General features: G+C 53.6%; 9 protein-coding genes. 3 read left to right on the plus strand and 6 right to left on the minus strand.

The window, feature by feature from the left end; genetic code table 11:
• Positions 1 to 245 precede the first annotated feature (245 nt).
• From ACQY36_RS07245 to ACQY36_RS07265, 5 genes are all read right to left on the minus strand, one after another.
• Entirely contained in the window at positions 246 to 1,775 is a 1,530-nt protein-coding gene (locus ACQY36_RS07245) for a glycosyltransferase family 39 protein (RefSeq protein ID WP_428078590.1), read from the minus strand.
• Positions 1,776 to 1,967: 192 nt separating this feature from the next.
• On the minus strand, positions 1,968 to 2,501 hold the full coding sequence (locus ACQY36_RS07250) for a type IV pilin protein (RefSeq protein WP_428078592.1): 534 nt from the start codon (positions 2,499 to 2,501) through the stop codon (positions 1,968 to 1,970).
• A 546-nt stretch (positions 2,502 to 3,047) separates the two neighbouring features.
• Complete coding sequence (gene lon / locus ACQY36_RS07255) at positions 3,048 to 5,594, minus strand: endopeptidase La (protein ID WP_428078594.1); 2,547 nt, start codon at positions 5,592 to 5,594, stop codon at positions 3,048 to 3,050.
• 192 nt (positions 5,595 to 5,786) lie between these two features.
• Entirely contained in the window at positions 5,787 to 6,290 is a 504-nt protein-coding gene (locus ACQY36_RS07260; protein WP_428078596.1) for a type IV pilin protein, read from the minus strand.
• A 400-nt stretch (positions 6,291 to 6,690) separates the two neighbouring features.
• On the minus strand, positions 6,691 to 7,278 hold the full coding sequence (locus ACQY36_RS07265; RefSeq protein WP_428057028.1) for an ATP-dependent Clp protease proteolytic subunit: 588 nt from the start codon (positions 7,276 to 7,278) through the stop codon (positions 6,691 to 6,693).
• Positions 7,279 to 7,436: 158 nt separating this feature from the next.
• Between ACQY36_RS07265 and ACQY36_RS07270 the strand changes: the two genes are divergently transcribed.
• The 3 genes from ACQY36_RS07270 to ACQY36_RS07280 all read left to right on the plus strand — a co-directional run bounded on the left by ACQY36_RS07270 (position 7,437) and on the right by ACQY36_RS07280 (position 10,372).
• Positions 7,437 to 7,952: a hypothetical protein gene (locus ACQY36_RS07270; protein WP_428078598.1), complete on the plus strand. Its 516-nt coding sequence runs from the start codon at positions 7,437 to 7,439 to the stop codon at positions 7,950 to 7,952.
• 209 nt (positions 7,953 to 8,161) lie between these two features.
• Positions 8,162 to 9,163, plus strand: coding sequence for a hypothetical protein (locus ACQY36_RS07275; protein ID WP_428078600.1), 1,002 nt, complete (start codon positions 8,162 to 8,164; stop codon positions 9,161 to 9,163).
• A 204-nt stretch (positions 9,164 to 9,367) separates the two neighbouring features.
• A complete protein-coding gene (locus ACQY36_RS07280) occupies positions 9,368 to 10,372 on the plus strand; it encodes a hypothetical protein (RefSeq protein ID WP_428078602.1) in 1,005 nt (334 codons plus the stop codon).
• A gap of 167 nt (positions 10,373 to 10,539) precedes the next feature.
• Here ACQY36_RS07280 and ACQY36_RS07285 read toward each other — a convergent pair.
• The coding region (locus tag ACQY36_RS07285; RefSeq protein WP_428078604.1) for a hypothetical protein at positions 10,540 to 11,096 on the minus strand (557 nt) is incomplete at its 5' end.

The raw sequence follows: 11,096 nt of genomic DNA on the forward strand, positions 1-11,096 counted from the left end.
CAAGTAAAAACATTCTTCCGCCTTGAGGCGTTTTATAAACAGGGCTAAGACCTGCTTAAAACGGCACAACAACAAGGTTCTCAGGTCCCTGAGGCAGGGCTCCCTTATCTTGGACGGTATCATCCGACGAACAGAACAACACCGCTTAAACAATGCCGCCAAACAATCTTACAAGCAAGCCCCGATACGCCGCAAAAAAACCTTCTTTGGCCAGGGAAAGAAGGTTTTTAAAATTTTTACCTGCACTACTTATTTTCAGAGGAGCCCCGCGCCGAAGCCTCCTGCAGCTCGGGAGGGATTTCTCCTTTCTCCGAAAATCCCAGCACACACGTTCCGCCCAGGCGCATATATACGCCGGCAAAGCGTTCCCAGCGGCGGGACAGTTCATACAGTTTGTTCTCGGTACAGTTGGGCATAAACACAAATGCCTGGTCCCGGCGTTTCAGGGCGAGCTCGCGCTCTTCTTCGGGAAGAGAGACCAACTCGGTTACCTTGGCGTTTAATCCGTACACTTTATTGGGATAAAACCCGTACATGGCCGGCATAGACGCAGGCGGAAACGCTTCCATCGCCACCACCATAATTTCCCGTCCGGCAAAATAATCCCGGTAGAACTGGCTCGTCAGGCGCGCGGGCATTTCCGTCGGAATCAGCATCCCGCGGTGGCTCATGGCGTACATAAATACTTCCGCCGCCACCACCAGGATAAGCGCCGCGCGGAACAACAGGCTTTTGCGCACCGGCGGCAGCAGCAAAAGCACGCAGAACAAATACACGGCGGGCAGGAGTTCCGTAAAATAACGCCCGATAAACATATAGGCTTTAAGCGATAAAAGCGCCGCGCCGCCAATCACCAGCAAGGCCGAAAGCCCCAGCAGCGCCAGTTCCCGCACGTATCCGCCCCAGCGGCCCGTGCGCCAACGACGCCAAATACGCCACGCTGCGCCCAGGGCCAACAGCGCGCCCATCAGCCAGCGGCCCCAGGGCGAAAAGAAGAAAAACCGGGCCAGCGCGACGGGGGCGCGCGTCATTTCCATATCGTTGGCCCACCAGTTGCCTTCAAAACGCCGGAATTCAAACTGCGCCTGCAAATTGGGGATAAACCACGGCAAAAACAGCACGCCCACCACCGCCGGCACCAGCAAAAAGGGCGTCAAATTGCGCTTATAACGCCACGCCTGCAAAAACAGCAAAATATAAAACACGCCGACGAGCATCGTGCCGAAGTAATGGCTCCACGCAAGCCCTAAAGACACCAGCCCAAACGCCAGCCAGCGGCCGCGGGAAATCGTTTTCCCCCGCCACACGGAGCGCGACATATCCAAAAACCAAAACGTCAGCGGGACGGAAAACAACAGCATCAGCGCATAAGCCCGCGCGTGCTGTGCATACAAAATGGTATACATATTGCCCGCCAGCAAAGCCACAAACAACAGCCGCGCCGTTTTGCCGAAACGTCTGGGAAACAAAAACCATCCGCACGCCAGCGCGCCCAAACTAAATACCACGCTGGGCAGGCGCAGCCACAGCTCCGGCCCGTACGGCACAAAATGGTTATACACCCACAGCAGGGCGTTATAAAGCGGCGGATGGACGTCCACCACCAGCCAGTTGCTCCAAATCCAGCCGAAAGAAAGGGAGGGATCCGTCGTAATGGCGGTGAACAGCTCGTCGTACTCAAACGACATGCCAAACAGCGTAAAGCGCAGCAGCACCGCGCAGACAATCAGCGTAAACAAAAACGCCGTTAAAAAGAGAGATAAGTTTTTTTTCATAACTGATACAAATAAAATTCCCCGGGCGGCGGGGAACGGTTTATGGGATTATTTATAGTGTAGAAATTAATGGCCGTAAAAGCAATAAAAGTTCCATCATGAAACTCCCCGGGCTGAAGCCCGGGGTGTTCTGTTAAGGTATTCATAAAAAACGCCCCGCGCGGCGGGGCGTCAGGCGCAAATCTTTTTCCGTTATTTCAGCAAATAGCGGTATCCGTTGGAAGGAGAAAGCGGCGTGCCGTTCATAATTTTTTGGCAATAGGCCCCTTGCCCCGCGCCAAACGTCAGCCCGGCCGCTGTGCGCTCCAAACACTGGATTTGCCCCGGATTGCCGATAGCGGTGTTGTTGGCATCGTACACCATAATAAAGCCCGCGCCTTGGTACGGGCCTTTGATGCGCCCCAAATACACGCCGCCCCAGGCGGGATTGATTTGAAGGCTCCAGTCCTCATTGGATTTGGTATCCGTCGCGCCGTCATACCATTTGCTGCTGCCGGTCCAGGAGATGGAGAGGTCCAAATCGTCAATTTTGGAAGCATACACGCCGTTAGCCATATAATACGCCTGCTGTGCGTTATAAAACGAACGAAGCAGGGTGAGCGCCTGCGCGGAGCGGGATTTCTCCACCGCTTTTTCATACTGCGGCAGGGCGACAGCCGACAATATACCAATGATTAAAACGACTACCAACAGCTCTATTAACGTGAATCCGGGACTTTTTTGCACGGGATATATCCCCCTTTATATTAAGTTGATATTCCCAATTTATCAAAAAAAAAAAAACAAATCAAGGGGGCGAGCCGCCCCTCCCTTTCCCTGACGGTTTCATCCGACTAGTGGAGCCACACTGTTTAATCTATGTTGCCAAGCACCGTAACAGCGAGCCCGAAAAGCCGCTCGCAGAGTGCCGGGGGCAGGGCCCAGAGCCTGGGCTCCCTTCCCTGGCCTGGCCAGGGCCTGGCAATATACGGCACTTTTAGATACTTGGGAGAGAAACATTCAGGGACGTAAGGAACAAAAAGACTGCCGGCCGGTGCTCCTGAAATCCAGTTTTACGCGGCGCGTTTTACAACTCGCTTCGCTCAAACAAATAAAACGCTTCTCCCGCGTAAAACGGATTTTATAGACGGGCTAAGGCCGGAACCACAACGGCAATAACAGGGCTTAAGACCTGCATAAAACGGCAACAACACGGCCCGAAAAGCCGCACCCCCGGTAAACGCAAAAAAGCCGGCCCCCGTAAAAAGAGCCGGCTTTTCGTATTTTCAATCGTTATTTGCGCTTTCCGCCTTTGCCTTTGGCTTTCGCTTTGGCCGCGCCCTTGCGGGCGGGAACGGCCTTCTTCGCCGTTTTGGCGGCTTTTTTGGCCGGACGCGTCACCTTGGCGGCAACCGCTTTTTTAGCGGCGCGCGGCGCGGTTTTGCGCGTTTTGCCGGAAGCGGATTTTTTATGCCCCGCACGTTTGTGCAGTTTGGCTTCAAATTCTTTCCAGCCTTCTAAAGCCAGCGGGAGCACTTCGTCCATATGCTTGACCGGAATCAGCGTCAAATCCTTGCGTACGCGCTCCGGGATTTCGGACACGTCTTTCTCGTTCGTGTGCGGATAGAGAATGGTCTTGACCCCTTCGCGGTAGGCGGCGAGGAACTTGTCCTTAATCCCGCCCACGGGCAATACGCGGCCCGTGATGGTTACTTCGCCCGTCATGGCAAGCTGTTTTTTAACGGGCAGACCCGTAAGCAGACTCGTCAGCGCGGTGGTGATGACGCTGCCGGCGGACGGACCGTCTTTCGGCACGGCGCCTTCCGGGAAGTGGACGTGGAAGTCCGTCTTGTCAAAATCAATGTCCCGTCCATAGCCGCGGCTTCTAGCGTACGTCAGCGCGGCGCGCACGGATTCTTTCATCACGTTGCCCAGCATACCCGTCAGAATCAGCTGGCCTTTGCCCGGCAGTTTGGTGGCTTCAATGGACAGCGTCTCCCCGCCCACACTCGTCCACGCCAGGCCCGTGGCGATACCCACGCCGTTTTCTTCGGTGGCGAAGTTGGAATACTTCGGCACGCCCAAAAATTCGTGCAGGTTTTCGCGCGTAACAACCACTTTTTTCGCGCCTTCCACAATCATCTTGGAGGCTTTGCGGCACAGGGAGCCGATTTCGCGGTCCAGGTTGCGCACGCCGGCTTCGCGCACATAGTCGCGCATCAATAAGGCGACGGCGTCGCGCGTTACTTCCAGCCGGCCTTCTTCAATCCCGTGCATTTTCATCTGTTTGGGCAACAGGTATTTGTCCACGATGTCGTGCTTTTCGTATTCCGTGTAACCGTCAAAATCAATAATTTCCAGACGGTCGCGCAGGGTGCTCGGGATATTGGAAAGCGAGTTGGCCGTAGTGATGAACATCACTTTGGAGACGTCAAACGGCACGTCCAAAAAGTGGTCGGAAAATTCCTTGTTCTGCTCCGGGTCCAACAGTTCCAGCAGGGCGGCCGCGGGGTCTCCGCGCCAGTCCGAACCCATTTTGTCAATTTCGTCCAGCAAAAACACGGGGTTCGCGCTTTTGGCTTTGCTGATGCCCTGGATGATGCGCCCCGGCATAGAGCCGATATACGTCCGGCGGTGGCCGCGGATTTCGCTCTCGTCGCGCACGCCGCCTAAGGACATACGCACAAATTTGCGCCCGATGGCCCGCGCGATGGATTTAGCCAAAGACGTCTTGCCCACGCCCGGCGCGCCCGCAAAGCACAGCACGGGGCCGCGCAGGGAATTGGTCAGTTTGCTCACGGCCAGATACTCCAAAATGCGTTCTTTGGGTTTTTCCAGGCCGAAGTGGTCTTCATCCAAAATCTTTTTGGCTTCTTTCAGGTCCAGCACGTCTTCGGTGGTTTTGTTCCACGGCATATTAACCAGCCAGTCCAAATACGTGCGCGACACCGTGGCCTCCGGCGAAAACGGAGCCATTTTGGCCAGGCGGTCCAATTCTTTTTCGGCCGCTTCTTTGGCGTGCGGCGGCAAGCCGTTCTTTTTAATTTTTACGCGCAGCGCGTCCAGCTCCTTCTGGAAATCGTCCTTCTGGCTGAGTTCCTTTTGGATGGCTTTCATCTGCTCGTTCAAATAATACTCTTTCTGGTTTTTCTCAATCTGCGCGCGCACTTTGGAGTGGATTTTTTCTTCCAATCCCAAAATTTCCACTTCGCTCGTGATGAGTTTTAAAATTTTCTCCAGGCGGTCCTTGATATGCACCGCTTCCAGGATTTCCTGGCGCTGGTCGGCCTTGACGAGCATATTGGAAGCCACCGTGTCCGCCAGTTTGGACGCATCGTTGATTTGGCGCAGGAAGGAAACCCCTTCCACCGCAATCCGGTGCGACACGCGGGCATAGTGGTCAAACTCGTCAAGCACTTTGCGCATTAAAGCCTGCACCACCGGGGAATCGTCGTCCTCTTCCTCAATGTATTCCACCGTGGCAAACCACGAGCCGGCCACATCGTTCATTTCCAGCTTGGTTACCCGCGCGCGGGCCAGGCCCTGCAGGAAAATCTTCATAGACCCGTCGGGCATTTTTAAATTCTGGGTAATCTGCGCGATGACGCCGAAATGATAAATGTCGGATTCTTTCGGCTCCTCGGTCTCCGCATTCTTCTGCGAAACCGCCAAAATGTATTTGCCGGGGGTGTCCAGCGCGAGCTCCACCGCCGCAATTGATTTTTCGCGGTCCACCGAAAGCGGAAGTGACATCCCCGGAAACATCACCACGTCTCGGATGGCGACTGCCGGCACTACCGTCGGTAACGAAAGCGTTTGTTTTTTAATTTCTTCTGCCATATGTTCTCCCTTATCTAAGTGGGTAAAGCGTTGGCAAGAGGCGTTTTTCGTGCATAGGTACGTCGGTCCCCCGCCTCTTGATGTTTAAATTGTAGCAAATTGTTTTAAAATTAGCAACTGTTTTACTTGTCTGCTAATTTTGGAAGCTAAAAGCGCCCGGGCAGCCAACCGCGCCGGGCGTTACAATACGATTTACGGCAATTTGTAGTGTTTCCAATTACTCGTGGAGAAGGCCAAGCTTCCCCCCAGGGCTTTTACGCAGAAGTTCTGCTTGTTGGGCGGGCTTTGTACTTCAGAGCAATACATTTGCCCGTTAATATAGCCGATGCCGTAACACTGGTTTTCCCCTCCTTTACGCACCACAATCACTTCCCCCGTGTGCGGGGCGGTGCCCAGCACAACGGTAAAATCTTTGGTATAACGAAAATCCGACGCCGCCAGCCCGCACACGTTTTCTGCCGTACCGGTGGATGTAAAAGCAATATCCAAATCGTCAAAGTTCCGGGTATAGGAGCCGTTGGCCATTTTATAGGTCTCCTGCGCTTCATGCAGGGATTTAGCCAGCGTAAACGCCTGGGACGCGCGGGATTTTTCCACCGCTTTGGTGTATTGCGGCAGGGCAACGGCCGACAATATACCGATGATTAAAACGACCACCAACAGCTCTATTAACGTGAATCCGAGACTTTTCTGCACGGGATATATCCCCCTATTTATATAAGTTGATATTCCCAATTTATCAAAAAAAAAAAACAATACAAGCCTTTTATATCTTTCTTCTTTTATTTCTAAAAGAAGCAAAAGGTTATACTTCCTTTTTCTGACAGCAGAAAAAGGAACAAAAAGACTGCCGGCCGGTATCCATAAAATCCAGTTTTACGCGGCGCGTTTTACAACTCGCTTCGCTCAAACAAATAAAACGCTGCTCCCGCGTAAATCGGATTTTATAGACGGGCGAAGGCCGGATTAATCACAATGGAAGCCTCAATCTGCACGGCGGCAGGATTTGGAAAAAAGGGAACCCTTATAAACAATGCGGACCAAAGAGAAAACCTTTGGTCCGCATACGGGAATTGGATGATATTACAGCCGTTATCTATTTTTTGAGCTGTAACACTTCGTCAATCAGCCCATAGTCCTTGGCTTCCTGCGCCGACATATAATAGTTGCGTTCGCTGTCGCGGCGGATTTTCTCCTTGTCCTGGCCGGTATGCTTGGCCAAAATATCCAGGAGATGTTCTTTATTGTCGCGCAGTTCTTTGGATTCAATTTCAATATCCGTTACCTGGCCGGAAATGCCGCCGCCCCAAATTAAGGGCTGGTGAATCATAATGCGCGCATGCGGCAGGGCGTAGCGTTTGCCCTTGGATCCCGCCGCCAAAAGCACCGCGCCGAAGCTCATGGCCTGGCCCATGCAGATGGTGGTGATGGGGGCTTTGATAAACTGCATCGTGTCGTAAATGGCGAGGCCCGCCGTTACCAAACCGCCGGGGGAATTGATGTAGAGGTTGATTTCCCGGTCGGAATCGTCCGCGTCCAAATAAAGCAGCTGGGCGATAATCATATTCGCGCTGGCGGTGTCCACCTCGCCCTCGCGGCCGCCGACAAAGATGATGCGGTCTTTGAGCAGACGGGAAAAAATGTCGTAACCGACGTTCTTTTCAATAATAGTAGGTATAATCATATATTACATTGTAGTATATTTTAGCCCGCGCCACGCGCAGGGGCCCAAAAATTTCTGGGTCTTTTGTCCCGGTGCGCCTGGGCCCAAATACCCCTGGTATTTTGCAAACTCATTTATTATGATATTAGGGAAGAAGTAACATATCCCTGGAGGAACTTATGAACCTGAAAAAGCTTTTTGTGTTGGCAGCCGCACTAGCCGTTTCCACCGCCGCGTTTGCGGGCAATTCTTCTACGAACAGCGCCCTGATTGAGGAATCCGTCTCCGCCGCGGCAAGCACCGTGGAAGAAACCCAAGTAGACCCCCAAGTTGTAAAAAACACCCAGCAGGCCTTGACGATGGGGCTGATGATTTTTGACGCCCACCGCGACCTGAAATCCATGACCGAGGCAGACAAAGCCATTGAAAAGACCCTGGAAACCGACATTCCGGCCATTTTAAACAAAATTAAAACGTCCTCCGACGAAGTCTACTCCGAGCTGGAACCGGCCTTGGGCAAACTGACCGACCTTTTGCTTAAAAACCAAACCGTCTATCCCGCCGCGGCGGTGGACCGCGAAACCGGCGTCTATATGACGATGATTACCGCCGTCATGTACGTGCAGGGCAAAGGCCTTCTGCTTGGCAAAGTAAGCGAAATTTTAAACGCCGAACTCCAGGCCGCCATGATGTAACAATAATTCCGCTATAAATTTAAAAAGCCCCCTTTGCCGGGGGCTTTTTTATGCCCCGGCGGAAAACTTTTCAAGGCCTATATTTTTATAGGTCTTTATTTATCCTGCATATAGGTCTAAAGACCCTTTATCCGTTTTGAAAAATCTTTTAAACTGACAGTAGAAAGCCGTAAATATTAAGTTTCACCAAGCAGTTTAAGGAGACCCTCATGAAACGCATCAAATGGATGTTAGCCGTTTTACTCGCCGTGGCCATCACCGCCCCGGCCTTTGCGCAGTCCCGGGACCCGCACGCCAACGAAAAATGGGCCGACAATAAAGCCGCCGTATCCGCCGCCATTGAACGCGCGGCCGTAAAAGCCCAGCAGGCGCGCCGTACCAACCCGTACTTTAAAGGGGGCGACCCGCACAACGCCGCCAATTACGAAAAATGCCGCTGGTGCGGTGAACCGCTGACGGATGAAAATCTCTCGCGCCGCTGCCCGGCCGACCCGGACGTGCACTGCCTGCCCGCGCCGAAGTCCGACGCCAAAGCCCATACCTGCTACCGCTGCGGAAAAAGCTTCCGCGCCGGCCAGCACTGCTCGGCCGCAGATTACACGGCCCTTTGCGCCAACAGCCCCGAACAGGAACGCCAGCTTAACGAAGCCGCCGCCGAACGCGCCGCGGCCGCCGAAAAAGCTTCCACCTGCCCCAAATGCGGCGAAGCGTACGATATAGACGTACTGTACCACGGTATGGAACACCATTGTGCGGCGGAAGAAGACAACCAGGCAAACACGCCGGTCTGCGTGCGCTGCGGCGAAAAAATCATCTCCGCCGGCCAGCATTGTTCGGCCATCGGCAGCGTCGGTCTGTGCACCCCGGTCCGCGAAGCCCCGCGCACCCAGCCCGCTTCCGACACCAGCGCCGTCTGCCCCAAATGCGGCAAAGCCTATTCTATTGACGAACGCTACCACGGCATAGAACATCAGTGCGACGTAAAAACCGACAAAAAAGCAACCGCGCCGGTCTGCGTGCGCTGCGGCGAAAAAATCATCTCCGCCGGCCAGCATTGTTCGGCCATCGGCAGCGTCGGTCTGTGCACCCCGGTCCGCGAAGCCCCGCGCACCCAGCCCGCTTCCGACACCAGCGCCGTCTGCCCCAAATGCGGCAAAGCCTATTCTATTGACGAACGCTACCACGGCGAAGAACATCAGTGCCAAAAATAAACAAACTTTCCAACCCAAAAGCCCCCTCCCCGAGGGGGCTTTTGCATTTCTCCGCCCGCGCAGAAAGGTCCTATATTTTTATGGGTCCTTTTTTCATAAACGCCTGGGTCCAATGACCCTTTGCAGGGAAATGGAAATCTTCTAGACTACAAATAAGAGTAATATTAAATTAACCGAAAATCTGTAAATTTTTCGGGAGGGAAAATGAAAAATATAAAGTTGTTTTTAGCCGCTCTGTTCGCCGTGGCCATTGCCGCCCCGGCCTTTGCGCAGTCCCGGGATCCGCACGCCAACGAACAGCGGGCCGACAATAAAGCCGCCGTATCCGCCGCCATTGAACGCGCGGCCGTAAAAGCTGCGCGCGACCACCGGGCCTCCCTGTGCCCCAAATGCCATAAAGCCTACACGATTGACGAAAAATACCATGGCGTAAAACACGAGTGCGATGCAAAAGCCAAAACGGCCGACAAAAAAGCCTGCACCTGCTGTGCCTGCGGCGAAGAAATCACCTCCGCCGGCCAGCACTGCCCGGCCGCAGGGTACACCTCTTTATGTTCCGCCTCTGCCGAACAAAACCGTCAAACCGCACCCTGCGACACCCAAACAGTCTGCCCCAAATGCCATAAAGCCTACACGATTGACGAAAAATACCATGGCGTACAACACGAGTGCAGCGGCGGTAACGGCGGCGAGCCGGAAACCGGCTGGTACTTTGTTGAAATAGCCACCCCCGCTTCCACCAGCCCCAACGGCGGCGAACCGGAAACCGAATTTTTCTGCGTACACGCTTCCGAAGCCTCTGCCGCCGAAGGCGGCGAACCGCAAGCGCCTTTCTTCTGCGAAGTAGACGTGGATGCGCTCTACCGCGCCGAAGAACTTTTGCAGGCGGATCGCGACGCTCACGACGGCTACGCCGTTCATACGCTGGAATACTATTACGAACAGACGGCGGGCAAAGCCCCGGCCAAAAACGACCAAAAAACGGCTAAACTGAAAAAAGCCAAAACCGAGTATTGCATTTACTGCGGCGAAGCTATTTTAAAAGACGGACAGGTTTGCACCGCCCAAGGATACGGATGCCGCTGCACTACCAGCTGCCCGGACTGCGGCCAAAACCTGCGCGATCCCCGGCACACAATAAACGGGGAACACCGCTGCAAATTCAAAACGCGCATTAAAGTGGCTCCGATTAAAAAACCCGCTAAATAATGTTTTTAAACTCCCCGCTCCGGCGGGGAGTTTTATGGATACCTTACAGACCCCCGGGCGTGAGTCCGGGGATTTTTATGGGGCAAAAATAAACCGTGCCCGGCTTGCGCCCGTTAAACAACGAACCCGGGCTCCGCTTGGAACCCGGGTTTTTATGGAGCAGGAGATTACTGGGCAACGCAGGTGAGCATTTGGCCGGTGCCGGGCGTATTCGTGGCTCCCAAGCCACACCCGCCGTTATAATAATACAGGCCGCATCCGCCGTGTGTTTTGGAAATTAAACACTTATACGAGCAGGAAGAAGCGCCGGGCGTACACTTGGCGTCGCAAATTGCCTGATAATCACTGCCGGAACAATCGGGAGTGGATTTCCCGCCTCCGGCGCGTACAATTTGCCCGCCAATACGAGTACCGCCTTTCCAAAAATATCTGGGTTCATAGGCTCCGCCATCATAAAACTCATAAGAAATTACTGTCGGGTTGGGATTTTGTTTGCCATATGTTACGTTTCCCACCGGAGTATAAATACATGAGTCCGAACAAACATCCCCATAATTAAAACTTACATAATCAATACAATCATTGGGGTCCGCGCCGGAAGTGCCGCATTTCTTACGATAGATTGAAGGGCAGTAGTTACAATTCACCAGTACGCCTATGTCTATCACTTTCGGGCTGAACTTGCCTATGCACTTCCCGTTCTTTAAAATCATATTGCTCGGAC

Source organism: Candidatus Avelusimicrobium alvi, assembly GCF_958451995.1.
In the GTDB taxonomy this organism is placed as follows: domain Bacteria; phylum Elusimicrobiota; class Elusimicrobia; order Elusimicrobiales; family Elusimicrobiaceae; genus Avelusimicrobium; species Avelusimicrobium alvi.

What these genes read in the sequence shown, in the direction of transcription:
- ACQY36_RS07245 (WP_428078590.1), bottom strand. Translation starts at nt 1,775, where the DNA reads ATGAAAAAAAACTTATCTCTCTTTTTAACGGCGTTTTTGTTTACGCTG.
- lon (WP_428078594.1), bottom strand. Translation starts at nt 5,594, where the DNA reads ATGGCAGAAGAAATTAAAAAACAAACGCTTTCGTTACCGACGGTAGTG.
- ACQY36_RS07265 (WP_428057028.1), bottom strand. Translation starts at nt 7,278, where the DNA reads ATGATTATACCTACTATTATTGAAAAGAACGTCGGTTACGACATTTTT.
- ACQY36_RS07270 (WP_428078598.1), top strand. Translation starts at nt 7,437, where the DNA reads ATGAACCTGAAAAAGCTTTTTGTGTTGGCAGCCGCACTAGCCGTTTCC.
- ACQY36_RS07275 (WP_428078600.1), top strand. Translation starts at nt 8,162, where the DNA reads ATGAAACGCATCAAATGGATGTTAGCCGTTTTACTCGCCGTGGCCATC.
- ACQY36_RS07280 (WP_428078602.1), top strand. Translation starts at nt 9,368, where the DNA reads ATGAAAAATATAAAGTTGTTTTTAGCCGCTCTGTTCGCCGTGGCCATT.